The sequence below is a fragment of the Wocania arenilitoris genome (assembly GCF_021728535.1).
Taxonomy (GTDB): Bacteria; Bacteroidota; Bacteroidia; order Flavobacteriales; family Flavobacteriaceae; genus Wocania_A; species Wocania_A arenilitoris.
Map to the genome: position 1 here is coordinate 62,027 of NZ_JAKKDU010000010.1, position 25,215 is coordinate 87,241.

Consider the following 25,215-nt stretch of genomic DNA (forward strand, 5'->3'; position numbering starts at 1 on the left):
TTTATTGATTGAACTTGATTTTTTGAAATTCTTCTTTTCCTTTAATTATATAGTAATGTTCATTTTTATAAATGCATATATCGTTTATGTGGTTTTTTGTTGTATATAAAAAATTATTGATATGTTTTTTCAGATGACTATTATCTTCTATTTTCTCATAATCATTAGTTTTTAAGAGGCTAATTGGTGTTATTTTAGAGATGAAAATAGAGTTCTGTTGTATGTCTTCCTTTTTAAAAAAAGCTTTAATTTTTGGATAAACTTCATTTACTTTTTTAGACTTTAAATATTCCTTTAACTGTATTTTAGTAATTAATAACCTAAGCTTAAAAGACTGTTTATTATAGACTACATAGTGGTTGTACCTGTAAATATTATTACTCCATCTGCGTTTGTAATCCATACCGCCAACACCCATTTCGAAAAGAATATAGCCGTTAATAGCACACCATTCGGTTTGCTTATAAATTTCAATATGACCCAAACCGAATTTTGAATAATCGATATTATAGGATGATAAATAGCTAAACAACACTTTGTCGAAATGATAATTCAACGAAATTTCAATAGGTTCATCTTTGTTGTAAATTACAAACAAAGAAGCTTTTTTATTAATAATGCCTGAAAACGTATTTTCTAATAAATAATCCCATTCATGCAGGTTTTTATGTAGTTCGTTACGCTCTTTAAACCTAGCTACTATCATGTTATACAGAGATTGCATAATAAAGTTGTAATCGGTTTCACTTATATTACCGTAAAACATTCTGTATTCAACATCAAAACAGGTTTCTAAGCGATTTACATAGCGTGTAAAAATGTTTCTTTTTTTTGAGTTGAATTGTCGCTGCATAAAGCCATCAATAGAATCGGATGGGTTTAATAAAATAGAATATCCCCAATTACATTCAGGTATTATTTTGGTTTTAAATGATGTGTCTCTTAGGTTTAATTTGAAATATTCTGGTACTAATCGATGTGAATAAATAGTATTTTTATTTGTTTTAAAATCCTTGTTAACAATAGCATTGCTAACTTTTAAATTAAAATACTCAATGCTTTTGTACAAATTGCAAATTGTACTTGTTCTAAATAAATTAGGAAACACCGGTATTTTATTTTTACTGCTCATTTATAGCTTTAAAGTAAACCTTTTTGGTTTTCAATACTTAATTTCTGTTGTTTTTTTGTGCCTTCAAAATAAAAAACTTGAGAATTCTTTTTATCCATGTAAACCTTTACTTGAGATACGTTATCTTGACTTTTATGTAAAAAATAGTTTAGTGGTTTTATTAAAAAATCATATTTACCAATAGTTAAGTCAATTAATGTTAAGGTTTCTAATTTTGGGATTTCAGAAATTGTATCTGTGCTTATTTTAACTTCATTGTTTTTGTTGTTTCTCGATTTAGCAAACTTGTATTTATATTTAGCATATCTTCCGTACAACAAATGTAAATTGGTTTTTTTAAGAAGTTTAATCAAAGCAAAACGCAACTTTAACTTTAAAAGTTTACTTTTTGCAGAGATGTATGCTATTATCGATTTTGAGTTGTAAACTATATGTTCGTAGTACATGTAGCTTTCGTTTACATACTTTCTTTTATGCAAAAAGTCGCCACGACCCATATCAAATAGTTTAAAGCCATTGTTAAATGCCCATTCTAAATGATTTACCATATTTATATGGCCTAAATTAAACATTTGGTAGTCAATATCGTAGCAGCTATTCCAATGAAAAATAGTGGCATCTTCAATAAAATTAAGTGTTATGTTTATTGGTTTTTTGTCGTGATAAATAATAAATATGCTTGCTTTTTTATCTAGTATCATTGGGTACATAATCTCTTGATATAATTCTAAATAGGGGAGCTCAAAATTCAATTCCTCTTTTTGTGTAAACCTGCGCTGAGTTAATTCAATAAGTTTTTTAAAAGTAAAGTTATATTCTTCTTTTGAAATATCTCCGTAAAAGATTTTATATTGTGGTGATATGCATTTGTCTAGTCGCTTTCTGTAGCGTTTTAACTGCGATTTTCTAGGTCTACCTAAATGGTTGTTAAGGTAGTCTTCAAGGTTTTTAAATACTGAAAGATTGATTAAAAACCCCAAATACAAAGGTGTTTTTAAAAGCTTTAAATGTTTGTAGCTCTTGTTAAATTCTGCAATAAAATAGCTTGGTATATCGCTAATAGCATAAGTTAAATTGCTAAACTTACTGGTTGTTTTTGCATCAGATTCATATACGATACTATTTAAAAATGAGTTAGTTATTTTTTTATAAAAAGGAGGGAAGCACTTATTTTTAAAAAAAAGATCTAAAAATAAGCTGTTGATTATATGTTTTTTGTTTTCTTTCATCTTTTTATAAAAAAATCACTTCTTTATAATTGTTAAAAGCTGTGTTTTTGTTTTGGATTGTAAAAGAAACTTGTTTTTGGCTAGTTTACTAACTACTATATCGTTAATAGATTGCTTAGTTAAAAAAAGAAAATCGTAAACAGGTTTTCTTAAAACTGCATAATCTTTGTTTTTTTCAATATCAATAATTGTTTTTTCTGTGTTTTGTACCACTTTCAAATCTGATATGAAAACTGAATTTTTTTGTCTTCTATTATTAAAATTAGAAGTTTTAACACTTTTATAAGTGTTTCTTAAAACGCTATATTTTAGTGTGTTATAAATTTTATATTTAAGTTTTTCTTTAGTGTATAATATGGTTCCTTTAATAGCTAGTAATAATGGATTAGTGTTATAAATAATATGATTATAATAATCATGAGATTTTGTTGCCCATTTTGTTTTGTAGTAATCATAGCCTTTTAATAAATCGTAAATTTTAAATTCATTATCAATGCACCATTCAATATTTTTTAGCATATCAATACTACCCAAATGGAATTTAGAATAATCTATATCGTAGCCGCTAAGTATGTAAAACGCTAGAAATTTATTAAACATATTTATTCTAATACTTATGGGTTTGTTGGCATCATAGATTACAAATAAGCTTGCTTTTTTATCTAATATTAATTGATAGACAATCTCATGGAATTCATCAAGATGCTGCAGTTCGTAATTGGCCTCTTGCTTTTCTTCAAATCGGCGTATTAATAAATCTTTTAAAACTACAAAAAGCCTATCATATTCTTGTTTTGTAATGTCGCCGTAATACGATACATATTTAATATTGAAACAGGTTTCTAATCGGCTATTATAGCGTCTTAAATTTGATTTGCTTTTGCTACTAAAGTTTTGGTTTAAGTATTCCGAAATAGTTTTAAACGGGTACAATTCAACTAAATGACCTTTTAATGTTTTTACTTTTTTTATAATTGTATCAGGCTTTTTTAAGGTTTTAATATTTAAATAATCAGGAATATCCTTAACCACAAATACATGTTTATTATTTACTGCTTCTGTATTAGCTTTAACATCAAAATGGACTCCATTACTATCAGTGTTTGTATGATAAATAGGAGGTAGGCCTACGCCAGTTAATAAAGCCTTTAAAAATGTTATGTACTTGGTTTTTGCCAAAATTAATTAAGCGTTATTTTTTGCATTTGTTTTTTTCCTTTTACTAAAAAACTATTGGGTTCGTTATAAAATTTAAAAACCTCAACGGCATCAATAGAATCTTGATTAGTATATAAAAAGTTATAAACAGGTCTTTTTAAACAACTAAAAGCTTCATCGTTTAAATCTATTTTTAATAAATTTTCGTTCGAATTTATTTTAGGGATATTTTCAATACTAACTTTTTTTGAATCGTCATCAAGTCTACTTAGCGCTCTATTTCGGTATTTGTAAGCCATGATTTTGTGATAGAATACATTCATATTCATTTTCTTTAAAACCTTAACCAAAGAATAAAACGCTCTGGTTCTGGCAACTATAATATTAGCCGAAAGCACAGTTAAAAAAGACTTTGTATTGTAAATTACGTGCTTTTGAAAATTGTATTGAGTATCGATTAATTTGTTTTTATATGGGTAACATCCTTTTAATAAATCGAAAATTTCAATGCCATTTTCAAAGCACCAATGCAGTTGCTTTATAAAATCTGTAAACCCAATATAGAATTTAGAGTAATCCACATCGTATGTTCTAATATAGCCGTAAATTGTATTGTTTCTAACTAAATTAAGGCATATGCTAATAGGTTTTTTATTGCTATAAATTACAAATAATGCAGCTTCTTTGTTATTGATTAAAGGGTATGCAATCTCTTGGTAAATATGCCAGCGTAACAAATCGTAGTTTTGTATTTTTTTTTCTAAAAATCGTTTGTTTATCATCTCATAAAAAGCCTCGAAAAGCGACTCGTAATCTGCTTTATCAATGGCTCCAAAATAGGTTTTGTACTGGATATTGAAACATGTTTCTAACCTTTTTTGATAAGTTCTGAATTTAGATCGTCTGGCTGCACTAAACTTGGTTTTTAAATAAGCGTCAGTATTCTTATAATTTTTTAATAATATTAAAGACCCTTTATATGTGTTTATGGTTTGTAGTTTCCAACTTTTTTGGGTAACAAGTCCTTTTAAATAATCAGGGAAATCGTAAATACAATATAGGTAATCACTGTTTTCCATTGAGTTTTTACGCTCGTAAATTGTAGAATTGGTAATGGTGTTTACTATTGTATTGTAAACAGGTAAAGCCTCCTTTCTTTCTAAGGAAGCGCTTAAAACATCTAAACTTTTGGGCTTAATTCGATTTAGCATTATACTTTAAGTTCTGTTTTTATACTTGTATAGCAATTTATCAATCATAAATAGTTTACCTATAATATTTTTATTTCTTAAAAACTGAATGATTTTTAATTCTACCGCAATAATATTGGCATTTAATTTGGATAAAATAGATTTTTTGTTGTAAAAAACATGATACATGAAATTGTACTCGTGGTTACACCATTTTTCTTTGTAGTATGTTTTTCCTATGGCAAGATCGAACACCGCAATATTATTTTTTATTAACCATTCTAAATGATTTACCATACAAATATCGCCCATATTATATTTAGAATAGGCCGTATGATAAGTTTGTATGTGGCTAAAAACCATATCGCTTACGTGGTAGTTTAATGTAATGGCAATAGGTTTTTCATTATCGTATATTACAAATAAAGACGCTTTTTTATCTAAAATTTTTTGATAGGTTGAAGCTTGCAAATCGCTCCATTTTGATAAATATCGGTTATGAATTTTTTTTTCGTCAAATCTGTTTTTGAGCAGTTTGTAAAATGATTTAAACACCAAATGGTACTCGTTTTTATCTATAAATCCAAAGTAAACTTTTGATGATATCTTATTATTGCTGTAGAATTTGCTAGTTTTCGATTTTAAATTTTTCCTATTCCTTTTACTAAGATTTTTATTAATATATGCTAGAGCATCCTCATAATCAATTAGGTTAACTAAATACCCTTTGTATTGTAATATTTTTTTTAACTTAATATTTTGATCTAGATTTTTTAATGAAAAACTTATGTAGTTGGGAATATCTTTAACCAAATAAACGCTTTTAAAGTTATTTGTAGTAACATTATTATTAATTTTAAAAAGCTTTTGAGATAAGTTATTTACGGCATTACTGGTATAAAACGCACTTATTTTGTTTTCTAAAAATAAATTGAAAACTAAAGCATGCGAATGGATAAGTTTGTTAAGTACCATAGGTTACCACAAAATTGTTACGTTATGATTACATGTTTTTTTTGTTTCTAAAAAATAATAATTTATGTACAAAATTTATTAAATCATGTCGACGTAAAAATAATTTGAACGTATAAAACTGTTTGTAAGCTAAAGCTATTAAGCAAGGAATCAACGATTTTTTATCATAATATATGTGATATTCAAACCAATAAGGCTGATTCGACCATCTTTTTTTATACTCAAAATAACCTTTTGAAAAATCCAATGCCTCTAAATTATTTTCAATACACCACTCAATTTGCTTCATAATACCAACAACACCAAGTCTGTATTTGGCATAGTCTATATCAAACACACGAATTACATCGTACATTGTTGTTTTAGAAAAATTAACCAAGTTAATGGCTATAGGTTTATCAGTATCATAAGTTACAAAAAGAGCTGCAGCTTTGTTACGAATCATGGGTAAGGTAACCTCTTTATAAAAGGCCCATTCCTGCGGACTTAAATTATTGTTGTTTGTTTTTTTATTGAAAAAGCGCTTTCTAAGAAGTGTTTTAAAATATCCAAAAACAAACTCGTAGGTTTCATCATCAATATTTTCGTAATAAACTTTATGATAGATATTGACTGACGACTCGATTTTTTTAGCATAGGATTTAAATTTATATCGGCTTTTTTTACTTATAACATCAAGTTTGTAATCGTTTAAATTTGAATAGCCTTTTAAATTAATTCTAAAACCTGGATATTGTGTTATTTTATGAATCCCTATTTTGCTGTGTTTTTCTGGGGTTATTATAGTATTTAAATGCGAGGGTATATCGAAAATTATAAAAACACGCCCTTTGTAATCTTTTGTTTTTATATCAGAGAAATTGTAGGAAACACTCTTGGTGTTATTTTTTCCTGTATTACAGAATATTGGTAAAAATCTACTTTTAACGAACGTTAAGTTTGTGATAAAATTAAATGTAAAATCGCCCTTGCCATAGTTAAAATGCTTTAACCAAATGGTTTTAAATATATCAGATAAAAAAGGGTTGTTTTTCATCTAGGGATTTTTTTCTTTTAAATATTCTTTTATGTCAGAGCTTAATTGCTTTGTAAAAGCTTTAGCGCTTTCAGAAACCATGTGTGATCCATCGTAGGTTTGGTAATTTGTGTTTTGCATTGTATAGTTAAAAAACGCCACATTTTGGTTTTGAGATATACTATCCATTTCTTTATTAAACGATTGCCAGTGCGAATTTTCAAAATCTATTATATCTGCATCAGCTGGTAATCTTACCAAAAATACTTCTCCTTTGGTTTTTAAATACTTTACAGTTTCAATAAATCCATTTATCCGGTATTTTGAAACCTCTTGCAATTCCTTTTTTTTGTTATAATAATCAATAGTTTGTGTTTTCCATAACAGCATATCTTCTTTTTTCAGTTTATCGGAATTATTAATGAGCTTCACTTCATTCCAACCGTTATCATGGGCATAGTGATGACTCCAAGAATTGAGACTTATTATTGAATAATATAAAGGGTGTTCGAAATTATTAATTATATAATCATAATTAGGCTTGTGCTTTAGGTCTTTAGTTTTGCCAATAATGCCTTTTTTGTCCATTTCAAAAATGTCTTCATCTTTCATTTTTAAAGGTGCAGTGAATGCCCCAGGAGATACTGAAAGAATAAATAAGCTTTGTTTTAAATTTGGTTTAAGTTTTTCTTTTATGCCTTTTAAATATAATTCACCGTAAGCAGAATGATTAAGGTTCATGGCAAAGTTAGTAATTGGCATATCAAACTCTAAATCATTCAGTTGTTTTTCTAATACCTGTGGTACAATATCTTGATCTGCTCTAGATAACCCTATTACTAAACTGCCCGATTCTTGTGTAAGCTTATTGTAATACTGGTCTACATAACCTTTTGATAGCTTGTTTACATAAAACAAATAAACTGCTATAAAAAGCAAACAAAATAGCGATATTTTAATGATAAATTTCATTTAAAACTGAAAATAAATAAATGTGTTTTGCCTATTTATTGCAAAAAGAACTATAATTAGTATGTAACCTAAATACATGCAATACCTAACATAGTTCGGGCGCTGTGTTACGATTTCATAAACCTTACTATTACCTTTATAATAATATATAGATTGAACAACTAATATTAATATTATGCATAAAAACAATTCAAAATAATTTCCTAAAATATTGATGTGTAAGCTACCAAAAGTAAACATGCTTTTTAAGTATATTAAAGCATGAGAAATAGAAGGAGATCTAAAAAACACTAAGGTTAAAATAATGTAGCTAATACCAACAAACCAACCAGATAATTCAATAAACCTAATAGGTATATTTAATTTTTTAAATAATTTGAAACGAACTTGTTTTGTAGCAATTTCTATAACAAGTATTAATGCATTTAATAAACTCCAAACAACAAAGGTCCAATTGGCGCCATGCCACAAACCATTAATAAAAAAAACAATAAATACTGCAGTTAATCGGTTAATTTTATATTGCTTAACCAAAGGTTTATATAAAAACTCTCGAAGCCATTGGGTAAAAGAAATGTGCCAACGCTGCCAAAATTGAGCAATAGATGTAGCAAAAATGGGGCGATTAAAATTTTGAATTAAATCGTAACCCATTGTTTTAGCAGCTCCAATTGCAATAGAAGTGTATGCAGAAAAATCATAATATATTTGAAAACAGAAGAAAACGCTCCCTAATAATAACGAAATGCTATGGGGTGAATCTGGGTTTGCAAAGGCTTCGTCTACGTATATACCTAATCGGTCTGCAACTACTACTTTTAAGAAAAAACCCCAAGCCATAAGAATTAATCCTTTTTTAATATTAGGGATATTAATGCTTACTTTTTGTTTTAATTGTGGTAGTAATCTCGAAGCACGTTCAATAGGTCCTGCAACTAATTGCGGAAAAAACGCCACATAAAGTGCAAATTCACCTAAATGCTTTTCTGGCTTTATGTTGCCTCTGTAAACTTCAAACGAATAACTCATGGTTTGAAATGTATAGAAGCTAATACCAATTGGCAGTAAAATATTTGTAAAATTATAAGAGCTGGTGGTTTCTTCTAATAAAAGCTCAACTCCAAAAAATCCTAAAAACGATTCAAGGTTTGTAGTGAAGAATAGTAAGTACTTAAATAAAAATAAGATACCAACATTTGTGAAAATACTTAGAATCAAATATCTTTTTTTAACCTTCGGATTATTAGTTGTATACATTTTTAAACCACAATAATAATCTACAAGTGTAGAAATGCAGAGCAGTATTATAAGCTCTGGTTCATGCACCATATAAAAAAAGTAACTACCAGCAAGTAGCCATAACCATCTATACTTATGTGGTAATGCATAAAATCCAATAATCACAATTGGGAAAAAAAGAAGAAATTCAAAAGAGTTGAATAGCATCTAAATAACAGTTTAGTAGGTAAGAACTTTGGTTATGCGAACATAATTAATTCTATTTAAAAGAGTTTATTAATTAAGATTAAAAGTAAATATAAATGTTCAATAGATAAATGGTATTAAAAACTTGTTAACTGAATATCTTTAGCTCTTAATTTTTTGCAATTCAAAGCAGTTTTATAACATGTGTATGTATTTGTTTACTAAGCATTTAGTTATTAACAAGTAAGCTTGACTTATTAACATTTTTAAGCTCTTTATCGATAATATCATATTTTTGTCAGATTTTAATTTAGTGAGGGACATCCAAAATCAATTTTTAGTACGTATATAAAGACTAATTATAAAATATAAAATACACTTAATCGCTTAAATATGCATTTAGTCGATTATTAACATCAAAACAAATGTATTTTATCGAAAAAATAAATCACTTAAACGATGATTGTTAAGTTTATTTTATTTTTGGTTTAAGCATTAATTCCCCCAAATCATTAAGAATTTATGAAAGCGATTATGAAAACCTTGTTATTTACCTTTTTATTTATGGCATCTATGATGTCTTGCAATAAAGAAGAATTATTTGTAGAACCTGAAGTGGAAGTTGTTGAAGAAGATACTGAAGATCCAGACACTACTACCACTACGCCCGCAGCAGTAGATACTACTTTGCCTTGCGACTTTACTTTAAGTAGCATTGAAGCAAACACAACTGTTATAATAAATTGTGTAATGGATTTAGGAGGAGAAACAATTAACCTTCCGGAAAATGTAACTATAGTCTATGAAGGAGGTGATATAATTAACGGAACAATTAATTTTTCTGGTGGATCAACTTTTGATGGAAACTTTTTAAACGCAACTTTAACTATTGGTGGGACAACGCCACTATTTAAAGACCCTATATTTAATTTTGATCCTAAGAGGTGGGGTATTGTAGAAGGTGTTGTAAATGATGAAGTGGCTTACAATAATAAAATAGTTATTAATGATGTAATGAAAATGGCAAAAGAACTAGGCATAACTACTATAAAAATAGATGCTATAAATGCTTATTTTCAGACCCAACCAGAATTTGTTTTACCAAAACAAACCCCACAAGACTCTGCTATACAAGTTCCTGCTGATATGCATGTAATTATGACTGATAACTCTCATTTGTGGGTGCAACCCAATAATTATAAAAATACTGTATTAATAACCCTTTTTGAAGCAGATAATGCTATTCTTGAAGGCGGAGTATTACATGGTGATAGAGACACACACGATTATTCTGATACTAGTTCAAAGCATGAGTGGGGACATTTAGTGCTTGTTAAAGCAAGTTATAATGCTACTGTAAAAGGGATGACACTTATGGATGCTGGTGGTGATGGCATAAACATAAACTCTTTAGGGCATACATATGATGCTCATTACACTCCTGCTGATAATATTTTAATTACAAATAATAAAATATTAAGAGCTAGACGTCTTGGTATGTCAATTACTGGGGGTAAAAATATTATTATAGAATATAATGAAATAATAGATTCTGGTGTTGACACTGAATTTTCAAATGGAACTGCGCCAAGATGGGCAATAGATATTGAGCCAGTATGGGCAAATGGTATTAAATATGAAACCGTAGATCACGTTATTATTAGAAATAATATTGAGCGTGGATCAGTAGCTGGTGGCTTTATTAATGCTAGAGGGTCTTATATCACGTATGAAAATAACGACATGGAAAGTACTATTGCTATTGGTGAAACTACGCATTCTATTGTTAGAAATAATACCTTTAAGAGAAACCCTAATAGTACAAGTTTGAATGTAGCCATTTATGCTGGAGATGATCGTAACTATGGTTATGGCAACGAATTAAACCATAGTAATGAGGTTTATGGTAATACTATCACAGATTTTGATAATGGTATTTTTTTACAAGATCCTGGTATGGATCTTCATCATAACACCATGATAAACTGTAAATCTGGAATTCAAATAATAAGGTCTAGAGACAGCAAGATACGTGAAAACACCATAATTAGCAATGTGTTTAGAAGTGAAGGGATTGGTAATAAAACAACTAATTATGCCGATAATATTGATATTTACAGTAATACTATAGAAGTAAAAGGTTCTCCTTTTAGGTTTACAGGTATGAATTTAGAAGAAGAAAATAAAGAGTATAGTATAACAATTCGTGATAATGAACTGACCTCTATAGATAATAATAATTCTAGTTTTAATAAAATTAGAGGGTTTGATTTTAAAAATAATGTTAGTCATAATTCAGGAATTAGAACAATATATGCATCTAATGCTAACATAATAGGGAATACTTTTCAAAATGGAATAATTAGAATCAGTGAAGGTTGCTCTGATCTTAGTTTCATTGACAATATAGTTACGGATGGTAGATGTTTTCAAGATGACAATACTGATGCAGTTAATATTGTTAAAGAAAATAATACTTGTGATTAAAAATAATCTTAGTATAAAAAAACTCAAAAGGCGAAGTTTATATAAACTTCGCCTTTATGTTTTAAATTAGTTTTTATTCAAAGAAGTAATTATCCCATTTAATTTTTTCGATATTTTTTTTGCACCATGCTTATTTAGATGATCTACATTATAATAAAGAGAATCAGGGTAATTACTATCAATAAAATTATAATATTCTATCTTGTTTAAATCGCTAATTTGTTTAATAGTTTTTTCATTATTTTTGACAATATCTTTATTTAGATGACTTGTGAAATAATCGTGACAAGGCAGAGTAATTAAAATAGGAATAATATCTTTAGATTTTAAAACTTGAATAAAATCGATTAAATTATTTATTACGTCTTTTTCGTTATTAATAAAAGAGTTCTCAAACTGTTCTACTCTTTTTTTTCCTTCTAAACTATTCATTACATTCCAGTTAGTTGAATCATAGCTAAAATCAAAACCACGATAAGGGTTGATTTTTGACCTTGGAATATGCTCTCTAATTGTTTGCTTGAAACCTAATGTCTTTACCCAAGAGACGTTTTCAAAGAAATATTTTTTATTGCCATAGTCTATACCATAATAATAATGATAAAAAATGTCTCTTGCTTCATTATGTTTAGCATGAAACGAATGATAATCAACGCTTATCAAAACATATTTGAGGTTAGGCATGTTGTCAATGTTTTTTAAAGCAATTTCTTTATCGTAATACAATGATTGAGATGCAAATGCCATATTATAGGCAAACAAATCAAACTCTCTCGGGTCAATGGCGTTCATTGCATGCGAATTCCCCAAAACTAGAATATTTATAGAGTCAGATTTAGAAATATAGCCTTCCCACTTTTCTCTATAGAGGCTATTAGACTTCCTAACCAATAATTCAAGAATAAAAAAAGTGGCAAGTATTGGTAATAAAAAGAGTAAAAAGTTTTTAATAAATTTTCTCATGCTTTTTAAAATTGGAAATAAATAAACTGTTGTTCTTCTCCTTGAAAATATACAATACTAATTATCAATAGATAATAAAATCCCCACCTTAAAGGTTTTGGAAATTTTAAATGTAGTTTCTCAATAGCATATTTGTTTAATCTTCCCATCCATTCTATCGAAAGAAAGCACATAGTTAAAAAGCAGATAATTGATAGTTTACCTATATTTTCAATATCAGGAATTTTTATTAGTGTACTTGAAAAAATACCTGAGATATAACTTATGGCATGACTCAAGTTTGTTGCTCTAAAGAATATCCAAGCAAATACAGTTAACCCAAAAGTTATCAGTATGGAGAATAATTCTTTAAAATTCGGTAAATATCTCCCTTGTGCTACTGTATTTATATTATTACGATTATTATTAGTTAATAAAAGTGGTAAAAAATAAAATGCATTTAGCGCACCCCATATAATAAATGTCCAATTGGCACCATGCCAAAAACCACTAACAATAAAGATAATGAACGTGTTTCTAACTTTCATCCACGTTCCACCACGACTACCTCCAAGTGGGATATACAAGTAATCTCTAAACCAAGTTGAAAGAGAGATATGCCACCTTCTCCAAAATTCTGCTATATCTCTAGAGAAATACGGAAAATTAAAATTTTGCATTAAATCAAAACCAAATAGGCGAGATGTACCAATAGCAATATCAGAATACCCTGAGAAATCACCATATATTTGGAAGGTAAAACAAAGTGCCCCTATTACTAGGGTGCTTCCATTCATTTCTGTTGAATTGTTGAATATGTGATTGGCAAATTGTGCACAATTATCTGCAATCACTATTTTTTTAAATAAACCCCAAAGAATTTGTCGTAAACCATCTATAGCTTTATTATACTCAAATTTCCTTTTATTATAAAACTGAGGTAACAAGTGTGTCGCTCTTTCGATAGGGCCAGCGACTAATTGCGGAAAGAAGCAAACAAAGGCTGAAAAAGCAATAAAGTTTTTTGTAGGTTTTAATTTTTTTCTATATACATCTATAGAATAGCTTAGTGTTTGAAAAGTATAAAAACTAATACCTACAGGTAAAATAATGTTTAAACTGCTTGCCTGAATGGTTTGCCCTAAGAAAGAGAATGCTGTGATGAAGTTGTCTAAAAAGAAATTATAGTATTTAAAAAAACCTAAAAACCCTAAGTTTACAAAAATGCTTGTCCAAAGTAGTAACTTCCGTTTTGTAGGATGTTCTTGTTTAGATAAGCTAATACCAATACTATAATCTACTAGCGTACTAAATATTATTAACGATAAAAATCTCCAATCCCACCAACCATAAAACACATAACTGGCTATAGTTATTAATATGTTTTGAGTTTTTAAATTATTATTAGTTGCAAACCAGTATAGTATGAAAACTATAGGAAGAAATATAGCAAAGTCTATTGAATTAAAAAGCATATATGTCTATTTTTAAATTGATTCAATATGGGCTATTATTTTCTCATTTTACGAAATTGAAAATAAGAAAATGATAATAGCTTACTAATTATGGTTTTAGGCTTAACTTGACTTAAATTTAATTCTTGAAAACTTAAAAACTTGTTCTTGTTTTTTATTAGAAATTGCTCTAAATTATAAAATGCTTTATCGTTCATACCATGAGGGTGATAACACATTGTAAAAATACCTGGTAAAAAAACATTTCTAGCTTGACCTAGTTGTTGTGGTATGAAAACAAAATCATGTTTTTTATATGGCATAAATCCCATTGTGTCACTAACAATATTGATATCACTTTCAGCTTTTAGAGCTTTTAGAGTATTTAAATCAAAAGTGTGTCCTGGGGCAACAAATATTCTTGGATTTAATCCTTCTGATTTTAATTTTTCAACTCCCTTTTTTATTTTATTTTTTTGTTCAGTTAAAGGCACTCCAGCAAACTCAGACCTACTATGGATAGGGTTAATACCACCTTCTTTAGTTTGGAATACATGGTTATTACCATGTAGGCCTATTTCCCATCCTTTCTGTTCTAAGTTTTTTACCCATTGCCAAAATGTTTCTCTTGGAGGGTCAATTTTTTGACCAGGGTCTGCATTGTTGGGAATAACGGCAATTAAAGGTTTTATATTATATTTGTCTAATAAAGCTTCCATTTTGAGCCACCTTTCCCAATTCATGGTTTCACAAGCATCATCTAGTCTGAATAAATATTTCATTTTCTAATAACGATTTATATAAGTTTATTTCTTTATTGATAGTGTTTTTTATACTATAGTCTTCAGCACGATTGAGACAATTTACTACCACTTCACTATAATGTAATTTATCAGATAGTAGTTTGTTTATTTCTTTTGCTAAACTATCATCATCATCAATCGGGAACAATATTCCTGCATCTCTAACAATGTCTCCTAAACCTGGAGCATCAGAAGCAATAAATGCTTTTCCTGAAGCCATACCTTCAACACAAGAAAGCGAAAGCCCTTCGTGATGTGATGATAAAATAATAATATTTGATGCTTTAAGAATGCCTATGACATCCATTCTAATACCTAAAAAGAATACCTTATGGGCAACTCCTATTTCTTTGGCTAAATCTTCGCATTCGTCTCGAAGTGGTCCATCACCAACTAAAACCAAAACCACATTATCTTCTAATTTTTTCAAAGATTTTATAACAGTTTTTTGATCTTTTGGATATCTGAATGATGACACTTGGGTTACTATTGAAAATGAGTCGTTTAAGTTAGAAGAAATCTCATTTCTAGCAATGGGATCACTGTTTTTAATAGTTTCTAAATTAATACCGTTTTTAATCAAAACAAATCGCTCATTTTTAAATCCCAAATGCGACTTGATATTATAATCAACTTCTAGTGAAATAGTTATGATTTTTGAATAAAAACTGTATATAATTTTATCGATTATTTTAAAGATGTATTTTTTTCTTCGATTGTTTGAAGTACTATGTTCTGTGTAAACCAATTTGGTTTTTGAAAAACTAATTATTTTAGCCAAAGCCACCCAATAAAGTGATGGAAAAATATGCACATGTACTAAGTCGTAATGTTTTAAAAGCGGAATGATTTTAAAAATTAAAAGCGGATTATAAACACTTTTATTCCCCAATGAAATTACTTTGCAGCAATTAAGTTTTTTTAGAGCTTTTAAAAATGGATATTCGTAACCATTTAAAACTGCCAAATCTGTTTTAACATTTTTTTTGTTAAGTAGTGGAAGTGTTTCTAAGATTAACTTTTCTGCCCCACCAGTATCTAAACTATTTATGATATGCAGAATTTTCATTATCTGATTTTAAATAGAATATAACAATGAAGTAAAATACCAAATGGCAATGCTAACAACGTTGTAAATTTCTTTGGGTTTTCAGAAGTAAAAAACCATTTTTTTAAAAAAATACAAGATGATATATAATGCATAGCTCTTGTAAAAGTGTAAAAAAAACTTTTGGAGTATTTCATTTCCAGTATCCTAGAATAGCGAAAACCATTAGGGCTTTTTTTATATTGACTTAGAATATTTTTAGACGAACCACCTTCAAGATATTCAATAATACAAAAGACTTCATTACTACAAACAAATTGGTATTCTTGCCCAATCATTAAATATAATGTGCCTAATGGCACCAAACGTTCTTCTTTAGTAATGGGGTATAAAGGATATTTTTTTACTACATCGGTTCTTAAAACCACCTTTTTATCGCCTCTAATTTTATAAACTAGCTCTAGCTCTGCTAGGGTAGAGTATTTTAAATCGCTAGGTATTCTTCCCAGTACAGTACCATCTTTAAAAGCGTCTAATCCAATAATACCAGCTATGTTTATAGTATTTTCTTGTTGATCCCAGATAGATAATATTTTTTCCACAGCATCATCAGGCATAAAGTCGTCTGAATCTATACAAACATTAAGCTTGGTATCTATAATGTTATAAGCAGCGTTATGGGCACTGTGCATACCTTGATTACCTTGATAATGATATTGAATGTCTATTTTTTCTTCTTTAATCCAAGAGTTTACTAAAGACTTAGTATTATCTTGCGAACCATCATCTATAATGAGCCACTTAAAATTTTTATTGGTTTGCCTTATAAGGCTTTCATAGCATTGGCCTAAGCAGAATGCCCTGTTATATGTTGGGGTAAAAACGGTTAATCTTTTCATAGCTTTAATTATAATAAACAAAATACATTAAATAAGTAAATAAAAAATAGGTAACAACTATTTTTGCAATCATAATTTGTTGATTTTTAAACATTAGTTGCTTAAGCGGTGGGTATATTATAATGATTGCCATAAGAAACCATGATAGATAAGCAAAACGGTTTGAAAAGTTTGCTCGAATTACCAAAATCCAAAATCCATTACAGATTAAATAGGTATTAAATAGTTGGGAATAAAATTTATCTTGAAAGTTTTTTTTAAAAATATAATACCAGCCAGCAAAAACGGGAAAGGCACTATAAAAAAGAAAATCCCATCTAAATCCGGTTTTAATTTCTGTTTCGGTATATTCTCCTGAAAGATAACCTGCTAACCGATCGTCTCCAAAGCCTAAACTTGTAAAAATAGTAATAAAAACAGACCCTAGAACTAACGATATTGGAATGGCAGATAACCAGCCAATTAAATACGTTTTAGGTTTATTATAGACTAGAGTTAAAACATAAGCCATTACAGGAAGAAGTAAAGATTTATGACATAAAACTGCAATTAGAAATAATACACCCATTATAATTTTTTTCTTTGGGTAGCATAATCCCCATAGAAACAAAGCAGTTGCAACACCATTTCTAATACCATTAGTACCATAGGTGTAAAATGATAATGATACGACAAACATTAAAAAAGCATAAAACCAATATGGCTTAAAGTGTTTTTTTGAAATGATGTAATGAGGAAAAATATAAAGAGCTGCTGTTATTAAAAAAAAGGTATGCTTGCCAACTACGTACGATAATGTCTTCATATAAAAATGAAATAAAGCATCCTTCTCTGTTGTTACAGGAAGTCCATTGGCATACCCCATAAAGTACCTTGAATATGTACCCATATCTCCGAAAAATCTACCACTTATAGGGCGCAATCCTAAATAAAGCGTAATCAAGATTAGTAATACATAGCCTGAAGTTCTTAAAAATTTTATATTTTTTTCATCATTTAAACTTACCGAATAGGCATGTAGAAGGTTAGCGACTACTAAAAAGAGACAAAAATGAATATATACGTCGTAGTAATGCTCTAATGGAAAAAAGTCAATCATAAACTTTTCATTATTATTTGGGTCATAAAATTCTTATTATGAGTAGCCTATTCTTTAATTTTAAAATAATTTATTCGTTAAAATATAGCGAGGGAAGTATGATAACTAAGCGAACATACTATGGTTTTTTCATTTTTTTTTGAATTATCTTTTAAACTGCATTTTTTTTCGATGTATGTTAGTTTCTGATATGATTTTTTTTAAATAAATCTAACCATAATGGCATAATAACCGATTCTTTATAACGATTTACGTTTATTTTAGCATTATTACTCATAAACTCTCGTTTGTCTATATTGTTTATTAAATCAATTAAACCTTCTGAAAGTTTGTTTTTATTTAAATACTCTACTAATAAACCATTTAAGTTGTGTTCTATCATATGCCTTGGTCCATTTGGACAATCAAAGGATACAACAGGTAAACCACAAGACATAGCTTCTAGAATTACCATTGGAAAGCATTCTGTTAATGATGACATAACATAAATTGAAGACTCCAACATTTTACAGTCTAATTGTTGTGTTGCTCCTTTTAAAAAAACATGCTTTTCTAAATTTAAAGATTTAATTAGACTTTCTAATTCTTTTACATATTCACCTTCACCTTCACCATAAATCTCTAGAGTCCAATCTGGACATGATTCAATTACAGTTTGCCAGGATTTTATCAAATATTCAAACCCTTTTACTGGAGCAATTCTTCCTGCACTAATAGCTTTTTTGTTCGATAAATCTGCCGATTGAGAGCTGACATGTGTTATAGCATTTGGAATTACCAAAGTATTGTTAGAATTATGATATTTAAGTTCATCTTTAGTTAAAAGAACTAAAGCATCATATCTGGATTCAAAGTAATCTGAAATTTTATAGACACATTTTTTTATAAATTTTTTATTATTTAGTCTTGATATATAATTAAAATGACCAGAGGAATGATACTCCTTAATTTTAATAGCCTTTTTAGTTATTAGTGGTATAAAATAGAAACCATACTCATAATTGCAAACGACTATTACATCTGGATTAATTTGCTTGATTTTCGATTTAAGTTTGAGATAATGCTTTGGTGCATGCTTTATATTTTTAGGATGTAAAAAGCTCTTTTTTCTATCATATTTAATACTTAAATCATGAAATTTAACTTTGTCATTAATATCATAACATGGAGGATTGTTTCCTTGTTGAAAAGTTACAACATGAAGTTCAAAGTTTGTGTTCTGAGAAAAATAGTTAAGTTTATTTGCTAGTACACGCTCTAAACCGCCATGCAAATAGATTTGATCTGTATAATAAACAATTCTCATTTAATTATTTTTCTTAAACATGCGTTTTAACTTTCTTAAACCAAATAGGCGTATAAAATTATTAATAAAACGAACTCCAAAAAAGGACATTAATTTTCGTTTTATATTAGGTAAAAAAGTTCTTTCTTTTGCAATCCATGACATGGCAAAATGATGAATAGAGTAGGTGTTATCTGTTTTTTCTATCATACCAGTACCGTGGTTTTTTGCACAGAAAAAATCTTTAGGAAACATATATAGTGTACCTGTATCGTCAATCTGGAGACTTGCTTCAAGTAAACTAGGGTGGACTTCTTTGAATGTTCTAGTTTTTGAAATTTGTGACATCATAATCCTAGGCAAAGTTAAAGTATTAAATGTGCCATCGTCATTTATAAATGATTTTTCATTATAATAATCCAAACATTGTTTTACCCAAGCATTATTTTTTTCAGCTCCAAAAACCCCAGCTTCTATTATCCCAAGACCTTCAGCTCCCGCTATATAAGGACGATTAAGTAAATCATTAAAACTCTTTATTACTTCTACATCTGTATCTAAATAAATACCACCATAATTATAAACGGCATATAACCTTATGTAATCTGCAGCGAAAGCATATTTTTTAGTTTCAAAAGCTTCTCTTACCCAATCGTTTTTTTCTAATGGAAACCTATTTGTGTCCCATAATATAAATTCATAGTCAGGTAATTTTACTTTCCATGAATCAATACACTTTTGTATTAGAGGAGGAAATTCATCCCCACTTAGCCAACAATAATGGATAATTTTGGGTATCATAATAAGTATGTGTTAAATAAAATACAAGATATAGAAAACAAAACCATATTAGCTAAATCAAGTTGCTTTTTGATTATTTTTTTGCTTTAAGATAAAATTTGGTGAAATAGATTTTAAAAAAATTTTAGTAACATTAAAATCACCCGTGTAATATTTTATGGATGTTAAAATATTTGCTAAACCTTTTATTTTTTGCCTAAAATTACCTTGACAAAAATTATAAGCTTTATTATAGTAAAAGCGATGTGCTAAATATTTCCATTCTTTCTTTGAAAATAAATTATGATGTTTTTTTTCAAATTTGCGTAACTTATCTAAAGCGACTGCTATTTTTTCAATAGCAGATAATGAAATACGAAAATCAGAGTGTTCAACTAAAGTAAGTAGCTGTTTGTCCAAAATACCTATTTTATAGTTTTTTTCTAAGAATTTATAATGAAAAAATTTATCCTGAAATCTTGATATCTCTGAAAACCCATTTAAACTGTAAAAAACTTGCTTCTTTATAAGCAGCATTGATGTAAATAAATTACCATCTAAAATGGCTTCTTTCAAAGAAACCCCTCTAGCAAGATTTTCCCTAGACACAATTTTTTTTTTATTTTCATTAATTCTAAACATAGAACACATACATGCATCAAGGTTTTTGTTTTTTTTTAAAAAATCAATTTGAAGTTCTATTTTTTCTGGTTCGTAAAAATCATCATCATCTAAAAATGCTATATACTCCCCTTTAGAATGTTTTGCTCCTGTATTTCTTGCTGCACAACCTCCTGCATTGAACGGATGCTCTATATATATAATTTGATTTTTTTCTAAATACGGGAGCAAACTTTTTTTCGTATTCTTGCGATAGTCATCATGGTTATTGTCATCAACAACAATTATCTCAATATCGTTATATGTTTGGTTTATAACACTATCTATAGCTATTGGTAACCTCAAACTTCTTCTATAGGTAGGTATAATTACAGAGACGAGCATATTACAGTTTTAGATTTTTTTGGAGTAAATTAAGAATAGTTCTTATTATTTATATTTATTTCAATCAATATTTTTTTATTTTTTAATCCTAGTTAGTATATCCGAAATGGTTTTTTTTAATAATTCTTTTTCAAATTCAACAGTACCTAAAGTATACATTATAACTCCATAAGCTAAAGAGTAAATAACGCCTTTTATAATAAAATTCACCCATCCAGATCCAGGTATAAAATTTAAGGTGTAACCAATTGCAAATATTAGTAAAACAGTCAGTATAGTTTTTTGAGAAAGTTGTTTGAAAAACCTGATAATATTTATGCCTATTTTGTTATGGAAATAAAAATTCATGATTATTTGAATTATAAACCAACCAATTACAGATCCTACTACCATACCAATTGCTCCATGATTGTAAGCTAAAAAACCTCCTAAAACGGTTCCTAACAACATAAAAGTTAAATATACTATCGCTCTGAACCTTAATTTTGCTTTTGCTTCTAAAATTGATTTGCCAAAACTTTGTATTAGAGGTAAGGTATAACCAAACATAATCATAACGGCAATTATCCAAACTTGAAAACAGCCCTCTATTCCTAGTTCCTCACCAACCCATAGATTAATAAATTGTTTACCAAATAATAAAAACCCCGTTAAAATAAGCATTAGAATAATAAAAGACAATCTACCTATTTTAATCATCATATCAGTTAATTCTTCTCCAGAAGCATTATCAACATTCATTTTTGTTGCTCTAGGTAAAAAAACACTAGATATAGCGGACGAAAAGGCGCCATAGTAAGTGCCTAGAACTATCCCTATGCCGTATATACTCAATACACCTGGAGTGCTTATTCTACCTAAAACCCAATGACCTGCTTGCCATTGAAACATTGATACTATTGCAAAAACAAAAATCCAAGTTGAATAGCTAAAAATTTGCCTAATGTATTTAGTAGAGAAGAAATGAAGTTTTATTTTCACCTTTAATTTTCTAAAAACATAATAGCCAGTAATTAATATAATTAGGATATTAAAAATAGTATCAACAATAACCAGTGCAATAGCCTTACCACCAAAAAGAAGTACTCCTATAACTGCAACAGATCTTAAAACATATCTTATTATATTTAATGATTTAGGAAATACAAAGTCTTCATAACCCAGACATATACCTGTAAGCGTACCACCAGGTAATCCAACAGCTAGATTAAAAATAAAAATACCAAAAATCACTCTAGCAATCTCAATCTCTTCCGAAGTCATTTTGGTGAAATATGTGTCAAGATTGCCATAAAAAATGACACCAATAATTACTACCAATGTAGAAATGACTGAATAAATGAGCATTGTAGTTGCTAAAAAGTTTTCTTCTCCCTTTCTGTCTTTTTCTGCTCTATATTTAGCAACAAATCGTACAACAGTATTATTAAGACCAAAGTCTAATAAAGAAATTGTTCCAACTAGTGCGCCCATAGTTAAATAAATCCCATATTCTTCTTTGCCTAAATGGTTTAAAATAAAAGGAGTCATTACTAAACCCACAATATTGGTTAGGAAAAGTGTTAAATAATTTAAGGCTGCTCCTTTTTTTATTTGGCTCAAAATTGTTGGTTTTAGTTGATAGTATTAAATGCTAATAGTTTTATAATCTTCCATTTACATATTCTTTTAAAACGCCCTTTACATCATATAAAACCCCATTTGGATTTAATAATGATTTTAAATCCACTTTAAGAAATTCTTTATGTGCCACTGTTAATACTATGGCATCAAAAGTTTTATTAGGTAATTTTTGAACAGTTTCTAAGTTGTATTCATGTTTTACCTCTTCAGGACTTGCCCAAGGATCGTAAATGGTAACGTCTGTCCCGTAGCTTTTTAGTTGATTAATAACATCAACTGCTTTGGTATTTCTTACATCTGGGCAATTCTCTTTAAATGTAATGCCTAAAGCTAATATATTTGCCTCTTTAATTCTTATATCTTTTTGTACCATTAGTTTAATAATTTCAGAAGCTACATATTGCCCCATGCTATCATTTACGCGACGACCTGCCAAAATAATTTCTGGATGATACCCAACTTCTTGAGCTTTTTGCGCTAAATAGTAGGGATCTACACCAATACAATGTCCTCCTACAAGACCAGGTTTAAATGGCAAAAAATTCCATTTAGTTCCTGCGGCTTCTAACACATCATGCGTATCAATATCCATTAGGTTGAAAATTTTAGCAAGCTCATTTACAAATGCAATATTTATATCACGTTGTGAATTCTCAATAACTTTTGCTGCTTCTGCAACTTTAATAGTTGGTGCTAAATGTGTTCCAGCACTTATAACACTTGCATATAATGCATCGACTTTTTTACCGATTTCTGGAGTAGAACCCGCGGTAACTTTAAGTATTTTATCTACAGTATGTAGTTTATCTCCAGGATTAATTCGCTCTGGGGAGTACCCAGCATAAAAATCTATATTAAATTTTAATCCACTTATCTTCTCAAGAACAGGAACACATTCATCTTCTGTAACTCCAGGATATACTGTAGATTCGTATATAACAATATCTCCCTTTTTTAAAACCTTAGCAACTGTTTCGCTAGATTTATATAGAGGTGTTAAATCTGGTCTATTATTTTTGTCTATTGGAGTTGGAACAGTAACAACATAATAGTTGCAATCTTTTATATCTTCAATATTTGAAGAACAAAATAAACCAATCTCACCATCATTAGAGGTCTTTAAAACTGATTTTAAAACAGTTGACTCAACTTCCATAGTAGAATCAATTCCCTTTGATAATTTTTTAACTCGAGATTTATTAATATCGAACCCAACAACATTATATTTTGTTGCAAATAATCTAGCTAGTGGAAGTCCAACGTAGCCTAAACCTATAATGGCAATTTTATCTTTACTCATAAATTAATTATTGACCTATTGAATAATATTCAAATCCGATTTTAATCATCTCGGATTTATCTAACAAATTTCTGCCATCAAATATAAAGGCAGGTTTTTTCATTTTAGTATATATAGTTTCCCAATCATAGGTTTTAAACTCATCCCACTCTGTCATAATGGCTATTGCATGAGCATCAACTAGTGCATCATATGGAGAATCAACACATTCAACACCTTCCTTGTTTTCTTCTTCAGTTCTAGTTCCTAAATAATTTAAATCTGTTTGAATTTTCCTGGAAGATACTTTTGGGTCGTAAACTGAAATTTTTGCTTGCTCACTTAATAGATGATCTGCAACATAAATAGCTGCAGACTCCCTAGTATCGTTAGTGTCTTTTTTAAAAGACCAACCTAACATACTTATTTTTTTACCAGAGACTGTATTATAAAGTGTTTTTATTAAACGATCAGAAAATCTGCGTTTTTGATGATCATTCATTATTATAACTTGCTCCCAATAATCAGCAACTTCATTTAAATTATAGCTTTTTGCAATATAAACAAGGTTTAATATGTCTTTTTGAAAACAAGACCCCCCAAAGCCAACAGACGCTTTTAAAAATTTAGAACCTATTCTTGAATCCATCCCTATAGCTTTTGCGACTTCATTTACATTAGCTTCAGTATGTTCACATATTTCTGATATAGAATTGATAGAAGAAATACGCTGAGCCAAAAAAGCGTTTGCTGTTAATTTTGACAATTCAGATGACCATACATTAGTTCTAAGTATTTTATCTTCAGGAACCCAACTTGCATATATACTAGCAAGACTTTCTATTGCATAATCAGATTCACCCCCAATTAAAACACGATCTGGGTTTAGTAAGTCTTCAATAGCAGTACCTTCAGCTAAAAATTCTGGATTTGATAGAATATCAAACTTAACATCACTACCTGAGTTATCTAATATACTTTTAATAGCTTCAGCTGTTCTAACAGGTAGTGTAGATTTTTCAACTACAATTTTATCTGTTTTTGCAATTTCTGCAATATTTCGCGCGCACAGTTCTATATACTTTAAGTCTGCAGCCATACCTTTTCCTTTACCATAAGTTTTAGTTGGTGTGTTTACAGAGATGAAAATCATTTCAGACTTATCTATGGCAGTGTTAATATCTGTAGAAAAAAACAAATTTTTGTTTCTCGTTGCCTTCACTATTTCAGATAGCCCTGGTTCAAAAATTGGCAATTTAGAAAGGTCTGAATCATTCCAAGCTGCAATTCGATCTGCATTAATATCAACGATAGTAATGTTTATATGCGGGTTGTTTTTTGCTATAACAGCCATTGTTGGGCCACCTACATAGCCTGCTCCAATACAACAAATATTTTTTATTGACATTTACTTA

At 28.9% G+C, this 25,215-nt stretch carries 21 protein-coding genes; 1 reads left to right on the forward strand and 20 read right to left on the reverse strand.

Going from position 1 to position 25,215, the window contains the following annotated elements:
• Position 1: 1 nt before the first annotated feature.
• The 8 genes from L3X37_RS09665 to L3X37_RS09700 are packed head-to-tail and all read right to left on the reverse strand — an operon-like array spanning position 2 to position 9,117.
• Entirely contained in the window at positions 2–1,132 is a 1,131-nt protein-coding gene (locus L3X37_RS09665; protein WP_237239973.1) for a GNAT family N-acetyltransferase, read from the reverse strand.
• 8 nt (positions 1,133–1,140) lie between these two features.
• Complete coding sequence (locus L3X37_RS09670) at positions 1,141–2,361, reverse strand: GNAT family N-acetyltransferase (protein ID WP_237239974.1); 1,221 nt, start codon at positions 2,359–2,361, stop codon at positions 1,141–1,143.
• Between the two features lie 15 nt (positions 2,362–2,376).
• On the reverse strand, positions 2,377–3,540 hold the full coding sequence (locus L3X37_RS09675) for a GNAT family N-acetyltransferase (RefSeq protein WP_237239975.1): 1,164 nt from the start codon (positions 3,538–3,540) through the stop codon (positions 2,377–2,379).
• A gap of 2 nt (positions 3,541–3,542) precedes the next feature.
• Positions 3,543–4,730, reverse strand: coding sequence for a GNAT family N-acetyltransferase (locus tag L3X37_RS09680; protein ID WP_237239976.1), 1,188 nt, complete (start codon positions 4,728–4,730; stop codon positions 3,543–3,545).
• 6 nt (positions 4,731–4,736) lie between these two features.
• Positions 4,737–5,684 (reverse strand): GNAT family N-acetyltransferase, encoded by a 948-nt coding sequence (locus L3X37_RS09685; protein WP_237239977.1) that lies wholly within the window; start codon positions 5,682–5,684, stop codon positions 4,737–4,739.
• Positions 5,685–5,712: 28 nt separating this feature from the next.
• The gene (locus L3X37_RS09690; RefSeq protein ID WP_237239978.1) at positions 5,713–6,720 is read right to left on the reverse strand and encodes a GNAT family N-acetyltransferase; all 1,008 of its coding nucleotides are present in this window, start codon (positions 6,718–6,720) and stop codon (positions 5,713–5,715) included.
• Entirely contained in the window at positions 6,721–7,671 is a 951-nt protein-coding gene (locus tag L3X37_RS09695; RefSeq protein WP_237239979.1) for a hypothetical protein, read from the reverse strand.
• Positions 7,672–9,117 carry an MBOAT family O-acyltransferase gene (locus tag L3X37_RS09700; protein ID WP_237239980.1) on the reverse strand — a complete coding sequence of 482 codons (1,446 nt, stop codon included), beginning with the start codon at positions 9,115–9,117 and terminating at the stop codon, positions 7,672–7,674.
• A 501-nt stretch (positions 9,118–9,618) separates the two neighbouring features.
• On the opposite strand from L3X37_RS09700, the gene L3X37_RS09705 reads away from it, so the two are divergent.
• The gene (locus tag L3X37_RS09705; protein WP_237239981.1) at positions 9,619–11,583 is read left to right on the forward strand and encodes a right-handed parallel beta-helix repeat-containing protein; all 1,965 of its coding nucleotides are present in this window, start codon (positions 9,619–9,621) and stop codon (positions 11,581–11,583) included.
• 66 nt (positions 11,584–11,649) lie between these two features.
• Here L3X37_RS09705 and L3X37_RS09710 read toward each other — a convergent pair whose 3' ends face one another.
• From L3X37_RS09710 to L3X37_RS09765, 12 genes are all read right to left on the reverse strand, one after another.
• Positions 11,650–12,546, reverse strand: coding sequence for a hypothetical protein (locus tag L3X37_RS09710; RefSeq protein WP_237239982.1), 897 nt, complete (start codon positions 12,544–12,546; stop codon positions 11,650–11,652).
• A 5-nt stretch (positions 12,547–12,551) separates the two neighbouring features.
• Positions 12,552–14,000 (reverse strand): MBOAT family O-acyltransferase, encoded by a 1,449-nt coding sequence (locus L3X37_RS09715; RefSeq protein ID WP_237239983.1) that lies wholly within the window; start codon positions 13,998–14,000, stop codon positions 12,552–12,554.
• A 35-nt stretch (positions 14,001–14,035) separates the two neighbouring features.
• On the reverse strand, positions 14,036–14,761 hold the full coding sequence (locus L3X37_RS09720; protein WP_237239984.1) for a DUF2334 domain-containing protein: 726 nt from the start codon (positions 14,759–14,761) through the stop codon (positions 14,036–14,038).
• Positions 14,736–15,851 carry a glycosyltransferase gene (locus L3X37_RS09725; RefSeq protein WP_237239985.1) on the reverse strand — a complete coding sequence of 372 codons (1,116 nt, stop codon included), beginning with the start codon at positions 15,849–15,851 and terminating at the stop codon, positions 14,736–14,738. The genes L3X37_RS09720 and L3X37_RS09725 overlap by 26 nt, the downstream gene beginning before the upstream one ends.
• A complete protein-coding gene (locus tag L3X37_RS09730) occupies positions 15,851–16,729 on the reverse strand; it encodes a glycosyltransferase family 2 protein (RefSeq protein WP_237239986.1) in 879 nt (292 codons plus the stop codon). Before L3X37_RS09730 ends, L3X37_RS09725 begins: the two co-directional genes overlap by 1 nt.
• 4 nt (positions 16,730–16,733) lie before the next feature.
• On the reverse strand, positions 16,734–17,828 hold the full coding sequence (locus tag L3X37_RS09735) for an EpsG family protein (protein ID WP_237239987.1): 1,095 nt from the start codon (positions 17,826–17,828) through the stop codon (positions 16,734–16,736).
• A gap of 178 nt (positions 17,829–18,006) precedes the next feature.
• Positions 18,007–19,134, reverse strand: a complete 1,128-nt coding sequence (locus L3X37_RS09740) for a glycosyltransferase family 4 protein (RefSeq protein ID WP_237239988.1) — start codon at positions 19,132–19,134, stop codon at positions 18,007–18,009.
• A complete protein-coding gene (locus L3X37_RS09745) occupies positions 19,135–19,914 on the reverse strand; it encodes a glycosyltransferase family 32 protein (protein ID WP_237239989.1) in 780 nt (259 codons plus the stop codon). It abuts the gene before it with no gap.
• A gap of 57 nt (positions 19,915–19,971) precedes the next feature.
• Positions 19,972–20,898 carry a glycosyltransferase family 2 protein gene (locus L3X37_RS09750; protein WP_237239990.1) on the reverse strand — a complete coding sequence of 309 codons (927 nt, stop codon included), beginning with the start codon at positions 20,896–20,898 and terminating at the stop codon, positions 19,972–19,974.
• A gap of 75 nt (positions 20,899–20,973) precedes the next feature.
• Positions 20,974–22,500, reverse strand: coding sequence for an oligosaccharide flippase family protein (locus tag L3X37_RS09755; RefSeq protein WP_237239991.1), 1,527 nt, complete (start codon positions 22,498–22,500; stop codon positions 20,974–20,976).
• Positions 22,501–22,540: 40 nt separating this feature from the next.
• Complete coding sequence (locus tag L3X37_RS09760; RefSeq protein ID WP_237239992.1) at positions 22,541–23,821, reverse strand: nucleotide sugar dehydrogenase; 1,281 nt, start codon at positions 23,819–23,821, stop codon at positions 22,541–22,543.
• Between the two features lie 7 nt (positions 23,822–23,828).
• Complete coding sequence (locus L3X37_RS09765; RefSeq protein WP_237239993.1) at positions 23,829–25,208, reverse strand: nucleotide sugar dehydrogenase; 1,380 nt, start codon at positions 25,206–25,208, stop codon at positions 23,829–23,831.
• Positions 25,209–25,215 lie beyond the last annotated feature (7 nt).

What these genes read in the sequence shown, in the direction of transcription:
- L3X37_RS09665 (WP_237239973.1), bottom strand. Translation starts at nt 1,132, where the DNA reads ATGAGCAGTAAAAATAAAATACCGGTGTTTCCTAATTTATTTAGAACA.
- L3X37_RS09670 (WP_237239974.1), bottom strand. Translation starts at nt 2,361, where the DNA reads ATGAAAGAAAACAAAAAACATATAATCAACAGCTTATTTTTAGATCTT.
- L3X37_RS09680 (WP_237239976.1), bottom strand. Translation starts at nt 4,730, where the DNA reads ATGCTAAATCGAATTAAGCCCAAAAGTTTAGATGTTTTAAGCGCTTCC.
- L3X37_RS09685 (WP_237239977.1), bottom strand. Translation starts at nt 5,684, where the DNA reads ATGGTACTTAACAAACTTATCCATTCGCATGCTTTAGTTTTCAATTTA.
- L3X37_RS09690 (WP_237239978.1), bottom strand. Translation starts at nt 6,720, where the DNA reads ATGAAAAACAACCCTTTTTTATCTGATATATTTAAAACCATTTGGTTA.
- L3X37_RS09695 (WP_237239979.1), bottom strand. Translation starts at nt 7,671, where the DNA reads ATGAAATTTATCATTAAAATATCGCTATTTTGTTTGCTTTTTATAGCA.
- L3X37_RS09700 (WP_237239980.1), bottom strand. Translation starts at nt 9,117, where the DNA reads ATGCTATTCAACTCTTTTGAATTTCTTCTTTTTTTCCCAATTGTGATT.
- L3X37_RS09705 (WP_237239981.1), top strand. Translation starts at nt 9,619, where the DNA reads ATGAAAGCGATTATGAAAACCTTGTTATTTACCTTTTTATTTATGGCA.
- L3X37_RS09710 (WP_237239982.1), bottom strand. Translation starts at nt 12,546, where the DNA reads ATGAGAAAATTTATTAAAAACTTTTTACTCTTTTTATTACCAATACTT.
- L3X37_RS09715 (WP_237239983.1), bottom strand. Translation starts at nt 14,000, where the DNA reads ATGCTTTTTAATTCAATAGACTTTGCTATATTTCTTCCTATAGTTTTC.
- L3X37_RS09720 (WP_237239984.1), bottom strand. Translation starts at nt 14,761, where the DNA reads ATGAAATATTTATTCAGACTAGATGATGCTTGTGAAACCATGAATTGG.
- L3X37_RS09725 (WP_237239985.1), bottom strand. Translation starts at nt 15,851, where the DNA reads ATGAAAATTCTGCATATCATAAATAGTTTAGATACTGGTGGGGCAGAA.
- L3X37_RS09730 (WP_237239986.1), bottom strand. Translation starts at nt 16,729, where the DNA reads ATGAAAAGATTAACCGTTTTTACCCCAACATATAACAGGGCATTCTGC.
- L3X37_RS09735 (WP_237239987.1), bottom strand. Translation starts at nt 17,828, where the DNA reads ATGATTGACTTTTTTCCATTAGAGCATTACTACGACGTATATATTCAT.
- L3X37_RS09740 (WP_237239988.1), bottom strand. Translation starts at nt 19,134, where the DNA reads ATGAGAATTGTTTATTATACAGATCAAATCTATTTGCATGGCGGTTTA.
- L3X37_RS09745 (WP_237239989.1), bottom strand. Translation starts at nt 19,914, where the DNA reads ATGATACCCAAAATTATCCATTATTGTTGGCTAAGTGGGGATGAATTT.
- L3X37_RS09750 (WP_237239990.1), bottom strand. Translation starts at nt 20,898, where the DNA reads ATGCTCGTCTCTGTAATTATACCTACCTATAGAAGAAGTTTGAGGTTA.
- L3X37_RS09760 (WP_237239992.1), bottom strand. Translation starts at nt 23,821, where the DNA reads ATGAGTAAAGATAAAATTGCCATTATAGGTTTAGGCTACGTTGGACTT.
- L3X37_RS09765 (WP_237239993.1), bottom strand. Translation starts at nt 25,208, where the DNA reads ATGTCAATAAAAAATATTTGTTGTATTGGAGCAGGCTATGTAGGTGGC.